Below are 19339 nucleotides of genomic sequence, written 5' to 3' on the forward strand. Positions count from 1 at the left end.
GGGCGGGGGCGGGGTGCCGGGGCGGCGGCCCGGGCCCGGTCGGCGAGCGTGCCGCCGACCGGACCCGGGCGCGTCACGTCCCGGTCAGGCCGGCGAGCCGTCGCCGGTGCCGCGCTCCGGCTTCGTGAGGGTCGGTCCGGTCGCCGTCGCGTCACCCGGCTCCGCGGCGGGGCGCGCCCCGACGGTGGCGGGCACGGCGTCGGCGGGCTGGTCGACGAGCACGTTGTTCGGGTCGACCGCCGCCTCGTCGTCCTCGCGGCCCGGCGTGCGCAGGTTCCACCGCGTGATGACGAAGCGGAAGAGCACGTAGTAGAGCACCCCGTACCCGAGGCCGATCGGGATGATCAGGAGCGGCTTCTGCGCGATGTTGAAGTTGAGCAGGTAGTCGATGACCCCGGCGGAGAACCCGAAGCCCTGGTGGATGTCGAGCCAGTTCGTCAGCGCGAGCGACGTGCCCGTGAGGACCGCGTGGATGACGTACAGCGGGTACGCGAGGAACAGGAACGAGAACTCGAGCGGCTCGGTGACGCCCGTGACGAACGAGACGAGCGCGGCCGAGCCCATGATCCCGGCGATGACCTTGCGCTTCTCGGGCTTCGCGGTGTGCACGAACGCCAGGGCGGCGGCGGGCAGCGCGAACATCATGATCGGGAAGAAGCCGGTCATGAACGTCCCGGCGGTCGGGTCGCCGTGCAGGAACCGGTTGATGTCCCCGCTCCACACGTCGCCGTTCGCGTCGGTGTACTCGCCGAACTGGAACCACGGCAGCGAGTTGAGCAGGTGGTGCAGGCCGATCGGGACGAGCAGGCGGTTCGCGGTGCCGTAGACGAACGCGCCGAGGATCGTCGAGCCGGTGACCCAGTCGCCGACCGCGGTGAGGACCGCGTCGAACCACGGGTAGATCAGCGCACCGATGACGGCCACCACGATCGCCATGCCCGCGGTCACGATCGGCACGAAGCGCCGACCGCCGAAGAACGCGAGGTAGGGCGGCAGCTTGATGCGCGAGTACTTCTGGTACAGCAGCGCAGCGACGAGCCCCATGACGATGCCGCCGAGCACGCCGTAGTTGATGAGCTCCTGCGCGTCGTCGCCCTCGGGCTCGCCGAGCACGTAGGGCGACAGCGCGTCCGACACGCCCTTGAAGACGAGGTAGCCGACGACGGCCGCGAGGCCGGTCGAGCCGTCGGACTTGCGCGCGTAGCCGACCGCGACGCCGAGCGCGAAGAGCAGCGGCAGGTTGGCGAAGAGCGCGTTGCCGGCGGCGGCGAGCACGGCGGCGACGGGGAGCATCCAGTCGCCCCACGAGGCGGCGAGGCCGTCGGCGCCGAGCATGTCGGGCTGGCCGAGGCGCAGGAGGAGCGCGGCCGCGGGGAGGGACGCGATGGGGAGCATGAGCGAGCGGCCGACGCGCTGGAGCTGCGGCAGCCCGGGGATGCTCCGCTTCTCGCGCGTGGCGGGTGCGGTGGTGGTGGTCATGACGGGGGGTCACTCCTCGTGGTGGGCGGCCGTGCGGGTGGGGCGCAGGGCCGATCGGGTGGAGGGTGGGGCGGGGGTGGGGCGACGGGACTTCGGTGGGCCGAACGCGCTGCACTAGATGTCTGGACCAGTTGCGGCAACCATGATGGAATGCCGCATAAGGTGTCAAGAGTCCGGCGATCCCGCCGCGGCCCGACGAGGGGATGAGGGTGGGTCGCTCGGTTCTCAAGCACGTCCGGGTCAGGGACTACCTGCGCTCGCTCGTCACGCACGAGCTCTCCGTGGGCGACACCATCCCGTCCGAGCGCGCGCTGTGCGAGCGGTTCGGCGTCTCCCGGATGACCGTGCGCCAGGCCGTCGACGCGCTCGTCGTCGAGGGCCTGCTGGCCCGCGAGCAGGGCCGCGGCACGTTCGTCGCCCCCGGCAAGGTCGACCTCGAGGTGCGCCTCGCGTCGTTCGGCGAGGAGATGGCCCGCCGCGGCATGACGCCGTCGTCCGAGGTCCTGTCCGCCGAGGTCGTCGAGGCCACGCCCGACATCGCCGACGCGCTCGACATCCTCCCCGGCGAGATGACGTTCTACCTGCACCGCGTGCGCTTCGCCGACGGCGAGCCCATGGCGATCGAGCAGTCCTGGCTGCCCTGCCGGCTCGTGCCCGGCCTGTTCGACGGCGACGTCCCGCAGAGCGTCTACGGCGAGCTCCGCCGCCGCGGGCTCGAGCCCGACTGGGGCGAGGACGTCGTCGCGGCGACCGAGGTGCACGCCGCGGACGCCGAGCTGCTGCGCGTCCCCGTCGGGCGCGCGGTCCTGCGGCTCTCCCGGCGCACCTTCGCCGGCGAGACCGCGTGCGTGTACTCGCGGTCGGTCTACCGGGCCGACCGTTACGTCCTGTGGGTCCCGCTGCGCGCACCGAGGCGCGCTCTGACACCGAGGTCCGGGACCACGTCCGAGGCGCAGGCACAGCCGCCTGCGCAGGGGCAGAGCGACGGGACGCCGGCCGACCCGGCGATGAGCGGGGTCGCGACATGAACGAAGGGTGGAACGGGTGACGGCTCAGGCCCAGAGCATTCTGGCGGCGCTCGGAGGGGTCGCCAACATCGTCGACATCGAGCCCTGCACCACACGGCTGCGGTCCGAGGTGCGCGACACCGCGCTCGTCGACGTCAAGGCCCTGCGCGTCGCCGGCGCGCACGGCGTGATGATCGCTGGGCGTGTCGTGCAGGTCGTGGTCGGCCCGCACGTCGACACGATCGCGGCGGACCTCGAGGAGCTCCTGTGAACCGCAGGAGCTCCGCGAGGGCCGGCGCAGACACGCGGGGGCCCGGCAGCCCCCGTCCGACATCAAGGGAGAACTCATGAGCAAGGCAGAGCAGATCCTCGCGGGCCTCGGCGGCGACGCGAACGTCGTCGACCTCGAGGCGTGCATCACGCGCCTGCGCGTCGAGGTCGTCGACCCCTCGCTCGTCGACGAGGCGGTCCTCAAGGCCACCGGCGCGTTCGGCGTCATGCGCTCGGGCACCGCGGTCCAGGTCGTCGTCGGCCCCGAGGCCGACACGATCGCCTCCGACATCGAGGACCTCCGCTGATGGGACTCACGGTGCTGGCCCCGGTCGCGGGCGTCGTGCACGCGATGGCCGACGTGCCCGACCCGGTGTTCGGCGGCGAGATCGTCGGGCCCGGCCTCGCGATCGACCCGCCGCGCGAGGGTGTCGTCAACGCGATCGCCCCGGTGAGCGGCACGATCGCCAAGCTCCACGCGCACGCGTTCGTGGTCGTCGGGGGCGACGGGCGTGCGGCGCTCGTGCACCTCGGGCTCGACACCGTCCAGCTCCAGGGCCAGGGCTTCGAGCTGCACGCGGCCGAGGGCGACGTCGTCGAGGCCGGCGACGTGGTCGTGAGCTGGGACCCGGGCCAGGTCGAGGCCGGCGGGCGCTCGCCCATCTGCCCGGTCGTCGCGCTCGAGGGCGTACCGGGCAGCCTCACGCCGCTCGTCGCGATCGGTGCGCAGGTCAGCCCCGGGGACGCGCTGTTCGAGTGGAGCTGAGCCCGCGCGTGGCGGCGCGCCTGGCCGACACCGCCGGGCTGCTGATCGACCTCGACGGGACGCTCGTCGACAGCGAGCCGCTGCACCGCCAGGCGTACCGCGACTACTTCGCCGCGCGCGGCTGGGACGTGCACGACGACGTCGTGCGCGAGTTCGCGGGCCGGCGCGCGGTCGAGGTGTTCCCGGTGCTCGACGGGCCGTGGACGGGCGAGGACCCCGACGCGCTGACCCAGGGCGTGCTCGACGTGCTGGCCCGGGCGAGCGCCCCGCCCGAGGCCGTCGCCGGCGCCGCCGAGCTGCTCGCGGCCTGCGTGCGCGCCGAGGTCCCCGTGTGCGTCGTGACGTCCGCGCGGCTGTCGTGGGCGCTGCCGGCGCTCGACGGGCTCGGCGTCCCGCGCGGGGCGGTGCGGCTCGTGACCGCGGAGGACTGCACGCACGGCAAGCCGGACCCCGAGCCGTTCCGCCGCGGCGCGCAGGCCCTCGGGCTGCCGCCCGCGGCGCTCGTCGCGCTCGAGGACTCCCCGGCCGGGATCGCGTCGGCCCGCGACGCCGGGGTGGGGCTCGTGCTCGGCGTCCGCACGAGCCAGCCGGACGACGTGCTCCTCGCCGCCGGGGCCGACGCGACGTGCGGCGACCTGACGGCGCTCGCGGCGGCGGTCCGGGCGCGCTAGACCTCCGGCGCGGACGCCCCGTCGAGGTAGCGGATCACCGCGAGCAGCCGCCGGCTGTAGCCGTCCGAGTCGGGCAGGTCGAGCTTGCGGACGATCGCGTTGACGTGCTTCTCCACCGCCGACTGGGACAGGTGCAGCGCGGCGCCGATCCCCGCGTTGGTCCGTCCCTCGGCCATCGACGCGAGCACGTCCCGCTCCCGCGCGGTGAGCGCCGCCAGCGGGTCGGTCCGGCGCGCGTGCCCGAGCAGGCGCCGGACCACCTCGGGGTCGACGACGAACCCACCGCGGGCGACCCGGTCGAGCGCGCTCACGAGCTCGTCGACGAGCATCACGCGGTCCTTGAGCAGGTAGCCCACGCCGGCGCCCTCACGCTCCATCAGCCGCGCCGTCTGACCCGTCTCCACGTGCTGCGACAGCACGAGCACCCCCGTCCGAGGCCACCGCTCCCGGAGCTCGAGCGCGGCCCGGATGCCCTCGTCGGTGTACGTCGGAGGCATCCGTACGTCGGTGACGACGACGTCCGGCCGCGCGCCGCCCTCGAGCAGCGCGAGCAGCCCGTCGGCGTCCGAGGTCACGCCCACGACGTCGACGCCCTCGTCGACGAGCAGGGCGCGCAGCCCCTCGCGCAGCAGGGCCGAGTCCTCGGCGATCACGACCCGCACGGGATGCGCACCTCCACGACCGTCGGCCCGCCGGCCGGGCTCGACACGCCGAGCGTCCCGCCCTCGGCCTGCACCCGGGCGGCGAGGCCGGCCAGGCCGCGGCCGGCGTCGAGCCGGGCGCCACCGACGCCGTCGTCGCGCACACGCACGCGCACCGTACCGCCGTCCTGGCGGACCTCGACCCGGCAGGACGTCGCCCCGGCGTGCTTGCCGACGTTCGTCAGCGTCTCCGCGACGACGTAGTACACGCAGCGCTCGACCGCGGGCGCCGACCGCGCGGCGAGGTCGAGGGCGAGGGTCGTGGGCTGCGGGGCGCGCGCGGCGAGGTCCTCGAGCGCCGCGCGCAGCCCCAGGGCGTCGACCGCGGCCGGTCGCACGCGCCACGCGGCGTCGCGCACCTCGGCGACGAGCTGCTCGGCGGCGGAGCGGGCCGCGACGAGGAGCTCCTCGCGCCGGGCCGGGTCGGTCGCGCGACGCCCGCGGTCGACCAGCATGCCGACCGCGACGGCGTGCTGCTGGACGCCGTCGTGCAGGTCGCGCTCGATGCGCCGCCGCTCCGCCTCGACCGCCGCCACGATCTCGGCGCGCGCGGCCGTGAGCTCCTCGACGCGGAGCTCGAGCGCCCGTCGGCCGCGGCCCGCGAGCAGCGTGTCCGCGAGGTGCCGGTCCGCGACGGGGATCCCGACGAGTCCCGCGACGGCGAGGTAGAGCAGCAGCGCGCCGGGGAGCACGAGCGTGGCCACCTCGGTGCCCGTCGTCGGTGCGCTCTCGGGCGAGCCGAGCAGGCGGACGCCCAGCAGCCACGAGGCGAGCACGGCCACGGTCCCGACCACCCCGTAGACGAGCAGGCCGGCGACGCCCGCGCACGCGAGACCGACGAGGACGTGCGCACCGAGGTAGCGGGTGCGCGACGCGACGGACGCGGGGGCCGGGGTCCAACCGAGCCACCGGGTCAGGCGACGTGCGTGCAGGGCGACGGCCCGGTCCAGCAGCGTGGACCGCGCGGCACCGGCGCGCCGGGACACCCGGGAGAGAGGGCCGCAGAGGACCGCGACCACGAGCACCGCGACGTCAGCGGGGACCGCGACCGCGCCGACGACCGACCCGCCGACGGCGCGGACCGTGGCGCGCAGGGGTGTGCTCACCGGGTCACCGTAGCCACGACCCGGCGTCCGCGACCCTGCGGGTTCCCGCACGATCGCGTGCGGACGGACGCCCCCGGGTCGTGCGCCGACCCTCGGTGTGCGGCGACCGGGCGGTTCCTAGCGTCGACGGCATGACCACTGCCACGACCGTCCCCGTCCCTCCCACCTCCGCGCCGGCCGCGTCGGCGTCGGCCGGAGCCGACCCGCAGCTCGCACCCCTCGACGGCGCGGGCGCTCCGGGGCTCCTGGACCGCGTGAGCGACTGGGCCGTCGGGCTCATGGACGCGCTCGGCGCGCCGGGCGCGGGCCTCGCCGTGGCGCTCGAGAACCTCGTGCCGCCGATCCCGAGCGAGGTGATCCTCCCGCTCGCCGGGTTCGCCGCCGCCCAGGGGCGGCTCGGGCTGCTCGAGGTGCTCGCGTGGACGACGGCCGGCTCGCTCGTCGGGGCCGTGCTGCTCTACGGCCTCGGCGTGGCGCTCGGGCGCGACCGCCTCCGGCGCGTGGTCGACCGCATGCCGCTCGTGCGGCTCGAGGACCTCGACACCGCGGAGGCGTGGTTCGCGCGGTACGGCGCCGTGGCCGTCCTCGTCGGGCGCGTCGTCCCGCTCGTGCGCAGCCTCGTCTCGGTCCCGGCGGGCGTCGAGCGCATGGTGCTCTGGCGCTTCGTCGTCCTCACCACGGTCGGGAGCGCCGTCTGGAACACCACGCTCGTGACGGTCGGCTACGCCCTCGGCGAGCGGTGGGCCGACGTCGAGCGGGCCGTCGAGACCTACACGACGGCGGTCGTGGTCGTCCTCGCGCTGCTCGCGGCGGCGTACCTCGCGTTCGCGGTGCGGGCGGCGGTCCGGCGGCGGTCCGCGGTCGCGTGAGCGACTCGGACGCTCAGCGCCCGGTCTCCCCGGAGGCCGCACGCAGGCGGCGCAGGCCCTCGTCGAGCGTGACCGCGGGAGCCCACTGCAGGTCGGCGCGCGTGCGGCGCTGGTCGAACCAGTGCGCGGTCGAGAGCTGCTCGGCGAGGAACCGGGTCATCGGCGGCTCGTCCGCGCCGGGCCGCACGCGCCACACCGCCTCCACGAGAGACCCGGCGGAGCGGGCGAGCGCGGCGGGGACGTGCCGGCTCGGGGCCGGTGCGCCCATCGCGGTGCAGATGCCGCCCAGCATCTCGGCGATCGGCCGCGGCTCGCCGTTCGTCACCACGTACGCCCGGCCGCGCACGGTGCCGTCGGGGGCGTCGAGGCGTCCGAGCGCGGCGACCATCGCGGACGCGGCGTTGTCGACGTAGGTCGTGTCGACCAGCACGGTCCCGCGGTCGAGCACGGGGAGCCGCCCGGCGCGGGCGCGCTCGGCGAGGCGCGCGACGAGCTGGGTGTCGCCGGGGCCCCACACGAGGTGCGGACGGACGGCGACGACGCGCAGACCGGGCCGGTCCGCAGCCAGCGCGAGGACCTCGGCCTCGGCCTTCGTCCGGGCGTAGTCGCCGCGGGCGCGTGCCGGGTCCGCGGGCAGCGCGTCGTCGCCGACGATCGAGGCGCCGGTGTGCGCGACCGACGGGGACGACACGTGCACGAGGCGCTCGACCCCGTGGTGGGCCACGGCCGAGAGCACGTGGCGCGTCCCGCCGACGTTGACCTCGTGGAACTGCGCGGGGTCGCCCGCGAGCGAGACCTTCGCCGCGAGGTGCACCACCGCATCGACCCCCGCGACGGCGCGGTCGATCTCCGCCGGGACGGTGACCGAGCCGAGCACGTCCTGCGCGTGGGCCAGACCGCTCGGGCGGCGCTGGAACGTGCGGACCTCGTGCCCCGCGGCGTGCAGCGCGTCGGCCACGGCGCGTCCGAGGAGCCCGCTCGCACCGGTGACGAGCACCTTCACGGTCGACGGGCCCGTCGGCCCGCGAGCACGCCGTCCGCCCACGCGGCGAGCCGCGTCCGGTCGATCTTCGAGTTGTGCCGCACGTCGGTCGGCATGCGCGGGACGACGAGCACGGCCGCGACGGGCCGTCCCGCGGCGGCGCGCACGGCGGCGGCCAGATCGGGTGCGGCGAGGCCCGGGTGACGGGCGGCGGGACTCGTCTCGACGACCGCCACGAGCACCGCCGCACCGCGCGGACCGACGCCGACGAGCGCCGAGCGGGAGACACCGGGGACCGCGTCGACGCGCTGCTCGACCCCCACGGGCGTCACGACGCCGTCCGCGGTGACGACGACGTGCGCGAGCCGGCCCTCGACCCACAGGCGGCCCTCGGCGTCGAGGTGCCCGACGTCGCCGGTGCGGTGCCACCGCTCGGCACCCGTGCCGCGGGCGCTCGCGCGGTCGGTGAGGTGCAGGCGGTCGTAGCGCTCCTTGAGGTGCGGCGCCGAGACCACGATCTCACCGGTCACGCCCGGCTCGGCCGCGGGCGCACCCGTCGCGGCGCCGTCGCCGTCGAGCGCGCTGATCCGGACCTCGGCACCCGCCGCCGGACGCCCGACGCACACACCGCCCGCGTCCGACGCGGTGCGCGGGCGGGCGGCGGCGTCGCAGATCTCGTCGAGCGTGATGTCGGTGACCACGAGGCACTCGGTCATCCCGTACGGCGTGTGCGGGGTCGCGTGCGGCAGGAGCTCCGCGGCGCGCGCGAGCAGGTCGACCGGCACGGGCGCGCCCGCGGACAGGAACGTCCGCACCGACCGGAGGCCGGCGCGCTGCTCGACGGTGAGCCCGTCGGCCGTCGCGACGACGTTCGCGAGCGCCGCGGGGGACAGGAACAGCACCGTCGCGTCGACGGCGGCGGCAGCGTCGGCGACCGCGGCGGCCGTGAGCGTGCGCGGCGACGTGACGTCCATCGCGGGGATCGCGGTCCGCGCACCGAGGCCCGGCGCGAGCAGCGCGAACGGGGCGAACCCCGCGACGAGCCCGGTCCCTGGTCCGAGGTCGTACCGGGTCGCGAGCGCCCGGCACGCTGCGGCGAGCTGCGCGTGCGTGTACACGACGCCCTTCGCCGGCCCCGTCGAGCCCGACGTGAACAGCACCGCGGCGGTGTCGTCCGGTCCGGGCGGCGCGGGCGGCTGCCGGTGGGCGCCGAGCTCCGCGACGTCGGCGAGCGCGTGCTCGACGCCGAGCGTCCGGGCCAGCGCGGGTGCGAGCGGCGTCACCGAGATGCGGCGCCCCGGCCAGCCGAGCGCGCGGGCCGCGGACAGCCCGGGCACGGCCCCGATCACGACGTCCGGGCGTGCTCCGCGGACGGCGCGCGTGAGGCCGCGGACGCCCAGGCCCGCGTCGGCGACGACGACCACCGCGCCGATGCGCAGGCACGCGTAGAGGACGGCGGTCAGGTCCGCGCCGGGCGGGACGACGAGCGAGACCCGGTCGCCGCGCCGCACCCCCAGGGCGTCGAGACCCGCGGCGATCTCCCGGACGCGCCGCGCGAGGAGCCGCCAGCTCACGACGCGCGGCGCGGGCCCGGCCGCGGGCGCGAGCTCGACGAGGGCGGTGTCCGGGCTGTCGGCCAGCGCCTCGAGGTGGTGCCAGAGCGGCTCCCGGTCGCCCCAGTCGCTCCCCGCGTGCCCGGCGGCGTGCGCGGGACGGCTCGGGGCCGGGTCCGCGACGGGGCCGGCTGCGGCGTGCCGCCCGTGGGTGTCCGCGACGGCGCGCGCAGCCGCGTCGGCCCGGTGCGGCGCGGCTGCGGCGCTCGCTCCCAGACGGTCGTCGAGCCAGTCGAGCACGGCCGCCGGGTGGTCGACGTCCTCGGCGACCAGGTGCCCCGCGGCCTCGAACCGGTGCACGTCCGCGTGCGGCAGACGAGCCTGCAGGTCGTCGAGGTACCGGTCGCGGAACACGGGGTCCCGGGCGCCCCACAGCACGAGCGCCGGCACGTCGAGCGCGCTGACGCCCCCGGCGACGCGGTCGAGCTCCGCGGCGCTCTCGTGCGTCGCGTCGACGGGGATGTCCGCGACGAAGCCCTCGATCCCGCCGCGACGGTCCGCGCTGCGGTACGGCGCCCGGTACCCGGCCCGCACCTCCGGGGGGAGCGGCGGGTGCGCGAGCGCCAGCGTGGTGTCGAGGAAGGCGGTCGTGCGCCGGGTCGAGGAGGCGAGCACGCCACGGCGCAGCGCGAGCCGCAGCGGGGCCGGCACCGGCGTCCCGGCGGGCTGGTGGACCGCGGTGTTGAGGACGGCGACTCCCGCCAGCAGGTCCGGGTGGTCCACGGCCCAGCCGAGCGAGACCACACCGCCCCAGTCGTGCCCGAGCGTCACCACCGGCCCGGCGAGGCCGAGCGCGTCGGTGAGGTCGCCCAGGTCGCGGACCCGGCGGGCGAGCGGCCGGTGCTCGCCGGTCCGCTCGGAGAAGCCCATCTCGAGCTGGTCGACCGCGACGACCCGCCACGCGGGCCGCCCGGCGTCCGCGGCCTCGGTGGCCGCCGCGACGAGCCGCCGCCAGAGGTAGGACCAGGTCGGGTTGCCGTGCACGGCGAGGACCGTCCCGACCGGCGCGACGCCGCGCTCGTCGAGCCGGGGCCCGTTGTCGAGGACGTGCCACGTGCGCACCGGACCGGCGGCGTCCGGCGTCGTCTGCACCGCGTCCACGAGCCGGGAGAACCCGGCGTCCAGCCCGGCGAGGCCGCGCGCAGGCAGGGATGCCGGGGCGGTCCACCCCGGCGCACCCGGGGACGTCACCAGGCGATCTCCATCATCGCCGTGTTGAGCCCTGAGCCGACGCCCATGAGCAGCAGCCGGTCTCCCGGCTCGAGCGAGGACGCCTCGTGCGCGAGCGTGATCGGGATCGACGCCGGGCCGACGTTGCCGAAGCGGCCGTACGTCGTCGGGATCCGCGAGCGGTCGAGCCCGGCGGCCTTGACGATCGCCTTGGTGTGCACGTCGGAGACCTGGTGGAGGATGTAGCGGTCCATCGCGGCCCAGTCCCACTCGTGCCGGGCCTCGGTCCACGCGGCCAGGACGAGCTCCATGCCGCCCTCGAGCAGCGCACGGGTGTCGGTGTACATGCCCTCGACGCTGCCGACGCACACGTCGTGGAACTGCGTCGCGGCGCGCGTGACCCCGCCGAGGATCCGGTGCCCCTCGGGGTGGGCGTCCGCGGGCCCGACGACGGCGGCGGCGGCACCCGAACCGAGCGTGAGGCTCGCGAACTCCTGCATGAAGTCCGCGCGCGTGATGTCGTCGCCGATCAGGCGCTCGATCGTGTTGTCCTGGATGTCGTCGGCGTCCTCGCCTGCGACCACGACGGCGTACTTGATCTGACCGGCGTCGATGAGCTGCGCCGCGAGGTTCATGCCGTTGACGAAGCCGAGGCACGCGTTCGCGATGTCGAAGTTCACGGCCGACGACGGCAGCCCGAGCCCGTGGTGGATGCGGACCGCGACGGACGGCTCGAGGTGCTTGCGCGTGACGGAGGTGTTGACCAGGAGGCCGACCTCGCGCCGGTCGATCCCGGACTCCGCGAGCGCCTTCTCCGCGGCGGCCACCGCGGCGCCGTCGAACGTCTGCCCGTCGGCCCAGTTGCGCCGCTCGTGCACGCCCGCGACGCGCTGGAGCAGGCCGCGCGGCAGCCGGAGGCGCTTGAGCGCGGGGGCCAGGCGACGGTCGATGTCCGCGGAGGTCGTCACGCGGTCGGGTGTCGTCGAGGCGAGGGCGAGGAGAGCGGCGTTGCGGTGCCGTGAGGTCGCGTTGCCGCTCACTGCTCACCTCGCGTTCGTCTGTTCGCCGACGGGCCGGACCTGCGCCATCGTCGCACTCCCCGTGCGAGCCCGCGCGCGCACACGACCAGGTGGACCCCTCCGGGAAGGTGACGTGCGCCTCGTCGGGGCCGTCGGCGCGCCGGGTCCACGGCCACGCGGGGGTGCTGCGCGGCCGTCAGGCCGAGACCGCGAGGTCCTCGGTGCGTGCCCCGCGGCTGCGCTCGTCGCGCCCGGGGGTCAGGTCGTCGTCCATGAGCGTGAGCACGAGCTCGAGCGTGTCCTCGTCGACGACGTACACGGCCTGCTGGCCGCAGCCGCAGACGAGCTCGCCGTCGTCGAAGTAGGTGCACGCGTGCGTCCGGTTGGTCATGCTCCGACGGTAGACGCGGCCACCGACACGGCCCGCGCCGACACGCCCGGGCGGACGGACCCCGCGGTGATCTGCGCCCGCGGGGTCGCCGTGCCGCGGCCGGTCAGTCCTGCGGGCTCGTCGCGACGGCGGCGCGCAGCCCGGGCAGCAGCGTGTCGAGGTACGCGGCGGTGTCCTCCCACCCCTCGACGGCGTGGCAGGGGACGCCGAGCGCCTTCACCGGGTAGTCGTTGCCGTCCTCGTCGAGGCGGTCGCCCACGAACAGCATCTCCTGCAGGTCGATCCCGGTCAGGTCCGCGAGCCGTGTCATGCCGTACGCCTTGTCGATGCCCTTGCGCGTGATGTCGACCGACGTCGAGCCGCCCGAGCGGACCTCGAGGTCGGGCAGCAGCGCCGCGACGGCCTCGCGCAACGAGGACTTCTTGGCGCCCGTGGGGTCCCACTCCGACTTCGCGGCGACGGGCGCGGCCTGGCCGAGCGCCGAGAAGGTGATCTGGCTCCCGCGGTCCTCGAGGATCGGGCCCCACGTCTCGGGCTCCCAGAGGCCCAGCTCCCTGGCCTGGCCCTCGACCGCGGCGAGCGCGCGCTGCTTCTCGTCCTCGGTGAGGTTCTGGGCGTACACCTGGTCCCACGCCGCGCCGGTGTGGCGGTAGTACTGCGTGCCGCAGGTCGGCATGAGGTGCAGGCGGGCGAGCGCCGCGGGGTCCGCGCCGGTCAGCCGGTCGACGACCTGCATCTGGAACTGGCCGAACTGGCCGCCCGAGATGATGCAGACCTCGACGACGTCGAGCAGCTCGAGGAGCAGCCCGGCCATGCGCGGGGCGAGCGGGGACTTCGAGGGGGCCAGGGTGTCGTCCAGGTCGAACGCGACGAGGCGGGGTGCGCGGGACAGGGGACCCTCCGGGGGGCGGGAGCGGGTGGGGGAGCGCAGCGCGCTGCCACCCGGGTGCACGTGGACGCCCCATCCTCCCAGAGTCCGGAGGTGGCGCGGTCCGCCGAGGTCCTGGCGGCCGCTCAGCGCGCGCGGACGAGCTCGCGCTGCGTCGGCACCACGACGGGGCGCGCGTCGGGCGTCACCGTCGACGTGCCCACGGTGACGTGCTCGCCGATCGGCACGACCGAGTGCATGACCGTCTCGTCGTACACGTGCACGAGGTTGTACGCCTGCGCGCCGTCGCGGCCGCGCGTCCCGCGGTCCGGCGTCCGCAGGTCCTGGGTGTAGCACGTGGCCGACGCGACCGAGACCGGGATGCCCGCGAACGTCGCGGACGTCGAGTAGTGCAGGTGACCGGCGAGGATGCCGCGCACGTCGGTCCCGCGGAGCACGTCGGCGAGCGGCTCCTGGTCGCGCAGCTCGACCGCGACCGCGAGGTCCTGCAGGCACGGGACCGGGGGGTGGTGCATGAGCAGCAGCGAGCCCTCCGGTGCCGGCGCCGCGAGGACGTCCGCGAGCCACGCGAGCTGCACGGGCGTGACCTCGCCGTGGTGGAAGCCGGGCACCGAGGAGTCGAGCACGACGACGCGCAGGCCACCGAGGTGCAGCACGTGGTCGTACGGCGCGTCGGACGGGGCCTCGTCGGTCAGCTCGCGCCGCAGCGTCGCCCGGTCGTCGTGGTTGCCCATGGCCCACACGACGCGCGCGCCCATCCGGCGGGCGGCGGGCTCGACGACCTCGCGCAGGCTCCGGTAGGCCTCCGCGTCCCCGACGTCCGCGAGGTCCCCGGTGAACAGCAGGGCCTCGGGTGCGGCGCCGGAGTGCTCGAGGCCCGCGAGGAGCTCGGCGAGGTGCGCGCGCGAGTCGGCGACCCCGTAGAGCAGCGGGTCCTGCGGCGAGACGAAGTGGGTGTCGCTGAAGTGGGCGATGACGTGCCGGGCCTGGGGGCGGCCCGCGTGGTTCGAGGTCATGACGCTTTCATCTCACCGGGGACGACGGTCGGACGGTCAGCTCCATCCGACCGTCCCAGCATGAACGATGGTCGAACGGGCGGCACCCGGGGTGAGGCGCGCCGCTGTCCATCCCGATCGGTCACCCGTCCGGCGTCCTGAGGCGCCGCGGCCGGGCCGGCCGCGGCGCCTCAGGGCCCGGCGTCACGCGTCGGCGTTCTCCCACGGCGCGACGACCGGGAAGTACCGGTCGAGGAAGTCGCGCACGGCGCGGGCGCGCACGTCCTCGTCGATCTCCGGGAAGCTGCCGTCGTTGAGGCAGAACATGTCCGTCGAGCGCTTCGCGAGCAGCGACTTCATCGCCTCGAGCCCCGCCCGCGACGTCGTGTCCACATACCTCGTGCGGGCCGTCGTCTGCACCGCGCGACCGCTCATGAGCGCGTAGTAGTGGTAGAGCGAGTTGGTCACCGAGATGTCGGTCGCGGAGCGGAACCGGCTCGCGGCCGTCGCGGCGAACTGGTCGGCGAACTCGCGCTCCATCTCGTCGAGCACGCTGCGGCGCAGCGGCGCCGCCGAGTGCTCCAGGTGCCGGGTCGTGAGGCGCCCGAACCGCTCGAGCAGCAGCGCGCGGTTGACGCGGGCCGCGTTCTCGAAGCCGCTGCGGCGCGGGTCGTTGCCGCCCAGGCCGATGCGCGTCGTCGCCTCCACGAACTTCGTGACGCCGCCCGGGGAGAAGAACAGGTCCGGGCTGATCGGCCGGCCGAAGAACATGTCGTCGTTCGAGTACAGGAAGTGCTCGGCGAGCCCCGGGATGTGGTGCAGTTGGGCCTCGACCGCGTGCGAGTTGTGCGTCGGGAGCACCGAGGGGTCCGCGAAGAACTCCTCGCTGCGCACGAACGTCACGCCCGGGTGGTCCGCGAGCCACGCCGGCTTCGGGGAGTCGGTGGCGACGAAGATCCGCCGGACCCACGGCGCGAACATGTGCACCGAGCGCAGCGCGTACCGCAGCTCGTCGACGTGCCGGTAGCGCGCCGGGGCGTCGTCGCCCTCGCCGACCACGTAGCTCTTCATGCGGGCCGCGCGGGCCTTCTGGAAGGCGGTCGACGTCCCGTCGACCCACGAGAACACCATGTCGATCTCGAACGGCAGGTCCGACGCGTGGTCGGTGAACATGTGCTCGATGGTCGACCACGTGCGTCCGTAGCGCTCGACGGTGCCGCGCGTGACCTCGTCGACGTGCACCGTGCGGCGCGTCAGCGAGTTCTCGGCGGGCAGCACGACCTCGTCGGGCCCGTGCTGCCACAGCTCGACCTGCACGGCCTGGTCGGCGCCGTAGCGCAGGCCGCCGACGGGCTCGATGCGCGGCCGGAAGAGCCGCAGCACCCGGGCCTTGGGTGTCGCGTGCAGGCCGCCGGTCGCGACGAGGCGCGCCCTCGGCTTCGTCGCGTCGGCGGCGCGCACGTAGAACGGCTCGTCGGCGCACGCCCGGGTGAGCGCGTCGCGCAGCGCGGACCGGTCCGCCCAGTCGACGGCGACCACCGGGCGGGCACCGTTGCCGCGCACCAGGAGGTGGTCGACGCCCGCGGCGTCGAGCGCCTCGCGCACGAAGAGCAGGTCGGCGACCGTCGCCTCGTGCGGGGTGAGCGTGCGGTTCGCGAGCGTGTACCTGCCCTTGACGAGCAGGACGTCGTCGCGTTGGAGCAGGTGCGCGCCCGGCTCGGAGGCCGGGGTGAGCGTCGTGCTCGTCGTCGCGAGGGCGGCGTAGGCGGCGAGGTCCGCAGGCAAGGTGGTGATGGCGGTTCCCAGGTGGTCGGCGGTGGGTGACGGCGCCGGTGCACCTCGCGCGGCGGACGCGCAGAACGTGCTGCAGCGTCGTCGGGGGGCAGTGGGCAGAGTGTACGCCGTCCGGGCTACCCGGGCGAGGCCTGCCCGACGTGCCGTGGACGTGCGCCGTGACGACCCGACGGGTGCGGCGCACTCGCCGGGTCGATCTCGCGCGTCGCTCGTAGAGTCGCGAGCATGACCGGGTCGGGGCAGGTGCGGATCGGCATCTCCGGCTGGCGGTACGCACCGTGGCGGGGGGAGTTCTACCCGCCTGGGCTGCCGCAGCGGCGCGAGCTCGAGTGGGCCTCCCGGCGCCTCGGCTCGATCGAGATCAACGGCTCGTTCTACTCGCTGCAGCGACCCGACAGCTACCGGGCCTGGCGGGCCGACACGCCGGACGGCTTCATCTTCTCGGTCAAGGGCCCGCGCTTCGTGACGCACCTGAAGAAGCTCGCGGGCGTCGAGACGGCGGTTGCGAACTTCTTCGCGTCCGGGGTGCTCGCGCTGGGCGACCGCACGGGGCCGGTCCTGTGGCAGCTGCCGCCGAACCTCGGGTTCGACGCCGACCGGCTCGCGCGGTTCTTCGACCTGCTCCCGCGCTCGACGGGTGCAGCGGCGGTCCTCGCCGCCGGGCACGACGACAAGGTGCCCGAGGGGAAGGCGGTCACGACGGTCGACGAGGACCGGCCCCTGCGGCACGTCCTCGAGGTGCGTCACGCGACCTACCTCGACCCGGCGTTCCCCGAGCTGCTGCGCGCGCACGACATCGGGCTCGTGGTCGCCGACACCGCGGGGACGTGGCCGCACCTCGAGGACGTCACGAGCGACGTCGTCTACGTGCGGCTGCACGGCGACAGCGAGCTCTACGTGTCGGGCTACGACGACGCGGCCCTCGACGCGTGGGCGGCCAAGGTCCGGGCGTGGTCGGCGGGCACACCGCCCCCGGACGGCCCGCGGCTGACACCGCCGGCGCCGGAGCGTCCGCGCGACGTCTTCGTGTACTTCGACAACGACGTCAAGGTCCGCGCGCCGTTCGACGCCATGGCCCTCGCGGCCCGGCTCGGGGTCTCGCCGCCGGGCCTCTGAGCCCGGGTGCGCCGGGCCCGGCCGACACCCGTCGCAGGCTCACCCGCCCGTGCGGCACGTCCCGCGCGCGCAGGCGCTGTGCGACAGGCGAGGATGAGCGGCACCGGACCCGAGGGGGGCCCGGCGGTGCTCACGGTGGGCACGGCCCTGGTCGCGGCGCGACCGTCGTCGTCGAGGAGGCACATGCGGGTCGAGCGGGACGAGCTGTCACGGGCGGCCCCGGGCGGTGTCGTCGACTTCCGACGGGTCTTCGCGACCTCGCCGACCGCCTACCTGGTCCTGGACCGCGACCTCGTGATCGTCGAGGTCAACCCCGCGTACACGGCCCTCGTCGGCCGCAGCCGCGAGCAGGTCGTCGGTCGCCCGGTCTTCGAGGTGTTCCCCCCGGACCCGGGGACGGTCGACGAGGACGGCCGCCACCCGCTCCAGGTCTCGCTCGAGCGCGTCCGCGACACGGGCCGGCCGCAGGTCGTGCCGCTCGCGAAGTACGACGTCGTGGTTCCCGCCGGGGGCGGACGCGTCGAGCGGTTCTGGTCGCTCACGCTCGTCCCGCTGCCCGACCTCGACGGCGCCCCCGACCTCATCCTCGAGCGGGTCGAGGACGTGACCGCCTACGTCGCCGAGCGGCGCGCCCACGGCCGCGACGCGCCGCCGCCCGAGCTGCTGGAGCTCATGGAGGCCGACCTCTACGTGCGCCTGCAGCAGCTCGGCGCCGCGCAGGAGGCCCGCGACCTCGCCGCGCGTCGGGTCGCGGGGCTGGGCGAGGTCGCGCTGCAGCTGACGTCCGCGGAGACGGTGCAGGACCTCGAGCGGATCGTCCTCGCGCAGGGTCCGCGCGTGCTCGGCGCCGCGGGCGGGGCGCTGTTCACGCGCGACGACGCGGGCGGCTGGCGGGTCAGCGCCGCTGCGCTCGGCGAGCACGTCCAGGCCCGGTACCAGCACCTCCCGTTCGACAGCCCGCTCGCGGGCCCCTGGGTCGCGCGCACGGGCCGCCGGCTGCTGCTGCCCACGCGGGCGTCGGGCATCGAGCTCCACCCGACCATGGCCGCGGCGTACGCCGACACGCAGCGGGACGCGTGGGCCATCCTCCCGCTCACGGTGCGCGACGCGTGCGTCGGTGCGCTCGCGGTGTCCTGGGTCGACGAGCGGGACTTCGACGCCGAGGAGCTCGAGCTGCTCGAGAGCCTCGCGGCGCAGTGCGCGCAGGCGCTCGACCGGCTCATGGCGCTGCAGGCCGAGCGCGAGGCCGCAGCGGTCGCGGCGCGCACGTCGGAGACGCTCCAGCGCTCGCTGCTGAGCCCCCCGCCGCAGGTCGACGGCCTCGAGATCGCGGTCCGCTACGTCCCGGCGGCGAAGGCCACGCAGGTCGGCGGCGACTGGTACGACGCGTTCCTGCAGCGCAGCGGCGAGCCGGTCGTCGTGATCGGCGACGTCGTCGGGCACGACATCGACGCGGCCGCGGCCATGGGTCAGCTGCGGGCGATGCTGCGCGGGATCGCCGTCACTGCGCCGGCGTCCCCGGTCGAGCTCGTCCGGGCCGTGGACCGGGCGATCGACACGCTCGAGCTCCCGACGGTCGCGACGGGCCTCGTGGCGCGCGTCGAGCGGGCGCCCTACGACCCCGACGGCGACGACCGCGTCGTGCGGTGGTCCAACGCGGGGCACCTGCCGCCGCTCGTCGCGCACCCGGACGGCTCGGTCACGGAGCTCACGGGCGAGCGCACCAACCTCCTGCTGGGCATCAACCCGGAGGCCGAGCGCGACGAGTGGACGACGCGCGTGGGGGCCGGGTCGGTGCTGTTCCTGTACACCGACGGGCTCGTCGAGCGGCGCGGGGAGAGCGTGCCGCTCGGGATCGAGGCGCTGCGGGCGCGGCTCGCGGCGTCGGCGGGCGCGCCGCTCGAGACGTTGTGCGACGACGTGCTCGACGCGATGCTGCCGCCCCACCCCCACGACGACGTCGCGGTCGTCGCGATCCGCGTGCGACGGGCGGGCGAGCAGGCGACGGTGACCGCCGCTGTCCCCGTGACCGAGGAGCGCGTCCCCGTGGCACCGGACGCCGGCGGCGCGGCCGTCGACCGCCGCACGCTCCGGGTCCCCGCCGTCCCGCAGTCGGCGCACACCAGCCGGCACTGGGTCGTCGACGTCGCGCGCGAGCACGGCGCGAGCGAACCGGCCCTCGCCCTCGTCAAGCTGCTCACGAGCGAGGTCGTGACGAACGCGGTCAAGTACGGGCTCGTGCGGGACGTCGTCACCGTGACCGCCACGTGCGCCGAGGGCGTCGTCACGGTGGCCGTGCAGGACGACAACCCGGACCTCCCGCGCGTCCGCCACGCCCGCCGTGAGGACACCGGCGGCCGCGGGATGGAGCTCGTCGAGCGCTTCGCGGAGGAGTGGGGGACGGACGTGAGCGCCGACGGCGACGGCAAGGGCGTGTGGTTCCGCCTGCGGCTCGACCGGGCGACCGTCCACGACCCGGGACCGGCGCCCGCGACCTGACC

The 19339-nt window shown here is 75.6% G+C and carries 18 protein-coding genes; 8 read left to right on the forward strand and 10 right to left on the reverse strand.

From position 1 onward, the window contains the following. Positions 1 to 84: 84 nt before the first annotated feature. Positions 85 to 1479: a PTS transporter subunit EIIC gene (locus tag NXY84_RS06410; RefSeq protein ID WP_258726289.1), complete on the reverse strand. Its 1395-nt coding sequence runs from the start codon at positions 1477 to 1479 to the stop codon at positions 85 to 87. A gap of 209 nt (positions 1480 to 1688) precedes the next feature. On the opposite strand from NXY84_RS06410, the gene NXY84_RS06415 reads away from it, so the two are divergent. From NXY84_RS06415 to NXY84_RS06435, 5 genes are all read left to right on the forward strand, one after another. Next, entirely contained in the window at positions 1689 to 2507 is an 819-nt protein-coding gene (locus tag NXY84_RS06415; protein WP_258726290.1) for a GntR family transcriptional regulator, read from the forward strand. 16 nt (positions 2508 to 2523) lie between these two features. After that, positions 2524 to 2757, forward strand: coding sequence for a glucose PTS transporter subunit EIIB (locus NXY84_RS06420; RefSeq protein ID WP_183295614.1), 234 nt, complete (start codon positions 2524 to 2526; stop codon positions 2755 to 2757). Between the two features lie 76 nt (positions 2758 to 2833). Next, positions 2834 to 3064, forward strand: coding sequence for a PTS transporter subunit EIIB (locus NXY84_RS06425; protein WP_034630937.1), 231 nt, complete (start codon positions 2834 to 2836; stop codon positions 3062 to 3064). Then, the gene (locus NXY84_RS06430) at positions 3064 to 3522 is read left to right on the forward strand and encodes a PTS sugar transporter subunit IIA (protein WP_258726291.1); all 459 of its coding nucleotides are present in this window, start codon (positions 3064 to 3066) and stop codon (positions 3520 to 3522) included. The genes NXY84_RS06425 and NXY84_RS06430 overlap by 1 nt, the downstream gene beginning before the upstream one ends. After that, positions 3513 to 4193 carry an HAD family hydrolase gene (locus tag NXY84_RS06435; protein ID WP_258726292.1) on the forward strand — a complete coding sequence of 227 codons (681 nt, stop codon included), beginning with the start codon at positions 3513 to 3515 and terminating at the stop codon, positions 4191 to 4193. Before NXY84_RS06430 ends, NXY84_RS06435 begins: the two co-directional genes overlap by 10 nt. On the opposite strand, the gene NXY84_RS06440 is transcribed toward NXY84_RS06435, so the two are convergent. Together NXY84_RS06440 and NXY84_RS06445 are read right to left on the reverse strand one after the other, a co-directional pair. After that, positions 4190 to 4855, reverse strand: coding sequence for a response regulator transcription factor (locus tag NXY84_RS06440; protein WP_258726293.1), 666 nt, complete (start codon positions 4853 to 4855; stop codon positions 4190 to 4192). The genes NXY84_RS06435 and NXY84_RS06440 overlap by 4 nt on opposite strands. Next, the gene (locus NXY84_RS06445) at positions 4843 to 6000 is read right to left on the reverse strand and encodes a sensor histidine kinase (RefSeq protein WP_258726294.1); all 1158 of its coding nucleotides are present in this window, start codon (positions 5998 to 6000) and stop codon (positions 4843 to 4845) included. The genes NXY84_RS06440 and NXY84_RS06445 overlap by 13 nt, the downstream gene beginning before the upstream one ends. Positions 6001 to 6131: 131 nt before the next feature. On the opposite strand from NXY84_RS06445, the gene NXY84_RS06450 reads away from it, so the two are divergent. After that, positions 6132 to 6869 carry a DedA family protein gene (locus NXY84_RS06450; RefSeq protein ID WP_258726295.1) on the forward strand — a complete coding sequence of 246 codons (738 nt, stop codon included), beginning with the start codon at positions 6132 to 6134 and terminating at the stop codon, positions 6867 to 6869. A 13-nt stretch (positions 6870 to 6882) separates the two neighbouring features. Here the strand turns inward: NXY84_RS06450 and NXY84_RS06455 are convergent, their stop codons facing one another. From NXY84_RS06455 to NXY84_RS06485, 7 genes are all read right to left on the reverse strand, one after another. After that, positions 6883 to 7872 carry an NAD-dependent epimerase/dehydratase family protein gene (locus tag NXY84_RS06455; RefSeq protein WP_258726296.1) on the reverse strand — a complete coding sequence of 330 codons (990 nt, stop codon included), beginning with the start codon at positions 7870 to 7872 and terminating at the stop codon, positions 6883 to 6885. Further along, complete coding sequence (locus NXY84_RS06460) at positions 7869 to 10655, reverse strand: alpha/beta fold hydrolase (RefSeq protein ID WP_258726297.1); 2787 nt, start codon at positions 10653 to 10655, stop codon at positions 7869 to 7871. The genes NXY84_RS06455 and NXY84_RS06460 overlap by 4 nt, the downstream gene beginning before the upstream one ends. Further along, positions 10652 to 11674, reverse strand: coding sequence for a 3-oxoacyl-ACP synthase III (locus NXY84_RS06465; RefSeq protein ID WP_258726298.1), 1023 nt, complete (start codon positions 11672 to 11674; stop codon positions 10652 to 10654). Before NXY84_RS06465 ends, NXY84_RS06460 begins: the two co-directional genes overlap by 4 nt. 175 nt (positions 11675 to 11849) lie before the next feature. Next, entirely contained in the window at positions 11850 to 12044 is a 195-nt protein-coding gene (locus tag NXY84_RS06470; protein WP_258726299.1) for a hypothetical protein, read from the reverse strand. 103 nt (positions 12045 to 12147) lie between these two features. Continuing rightward, positions 12148 to 12936, reverse strand: a complete 789-nt coding sequence (locus NXY84_RS06475; protein WP_258727129.1) for an HAD-IIB family hydrolase — start codon at positions 12934 to 12936, stop codon at positions 12148 to 12150. A gap of 122 nt (positions 12937 to 13058) precedes the next feature. Beyond that, positions 13059 to 13949 carry a metallophosphoesterase gene (locus NXY84_RS06480; RefSeq protein WP_258726300.1) on the reverse strand — a complete coding sequence of 297 codons (891 nt, stop codon included), beginning with the start codon at positions 13947 to 13949 and terminating at the stop codon, positions 13059 to 13061. A gap of 183 nt (positions 13950 to 14132) precedes the next feature. Then, positions 14133 to 15713 carry a stealth conserved region 3 domain-containing protein gene (locus tag NXY84_RS06485; RefSeq protein WP_396126376.1) on the reverse strand — a complete coding sequence of 527 codons (1581 nt, stop codon included), beginning with the start codon at positions 15711 to 15713 and terminating at the stop codon, positions 14133 to 14135. Between the two features lie 234 nt (positions 15714 to 15947). Here NXY84_RS06485 and NXY84_RS06490 point away from each other — a divergent pair, with 234 nt between their 5' ends. After that, on the forward strand, positions 15948 to 16838 hold the full coding sequence (locus NXY84_RS06490) for a DUF72 domain-containing protein (RefSeq protein ID WP_258726301.1): 891 nt from the start codon (positions 15948 to 15950) through the stop codon (positions 16836 to 16838). Positions 16839 to 17021: 183 nt separating this feature from the next. After that, on the forward strand, positions 17022 to 19337 hold the full coding sequence (locus tag NXY84_RS06495; protein WP_258726302.1) for an ATP-binding SpoIIE family protein phosphatase: 2316 nt from the start codon (positions 17022 to 17024) through the stop codon (positions 19335 to 19337). Positions 19338 to 19339 lie beyond the last annotated feature (2 nt).

The sequence above is a fragment of the Cellulomonas sp. NS3 genome (genome assembly GCF_024757985.1).
GTDB lineage: Bacteria > Actinomycetota > Actinomycetes > Actinomycetales > Cellulomonadaceae > Cellulomonas_A.

Coding starts and splice junctions, on each gene's coding strand:
- NXY84_RS06410 (WP_258726289.1), bottom strand. CDS start 1,479: ATGACCACCACCACCGCACCCGCCACGCGCGAGAAGCGGAGCATCCCC.
- NXY84_RS06425 (WP_034630937.1), top strand. CDS start 2,834: ATGAGCAAGGCAGAGCAGATCCTCGCGGGCCTCGGCGGCGACGCGAAC.
- NXY84_RS06430 (WP_258726291.1), top strand. CDS start 3,064: ATGGGACTCACGGTGCTGGCCCCGGTCGCGGGCGTCGTGCACGCGATG.
- NXY84_RS06450 (WP_258726295.1), top strand. CDS start 6,132: ATGACCACTGCCACGACCGTCCCCGTCCCTCCCACCTCCGCGCCGGCC.
- NXY84_RS06470 (WP_258726299.1), bottom strand. CDS start 12,044: ATGACCAACCGGACGCACGCGTGCACCTACTTCGACGACGGCGAGCTC.
- NXY84_RS06480 (WP_258726300.1), bottom strand. CDS start 13,949: ATGACCTCGAACCACGCGGGCCGCCCCCAGGCCCGGCACGTCATCGCC.
- NXY84_RS06490 (WP_258726301.1), top strand. CDS start 15,948: ATGACCGGGTCGGGGCAGGTGCGGATCGGCATCTCCGGCTGGCGGTAC.
- NXY84_RS06495 (WP_258726302.1), top strand. CDS start 17,022: ATGCGGGTCGAGCGGGACGAGCTGTCACGGGCGGCCCCGGGCGGTGTC.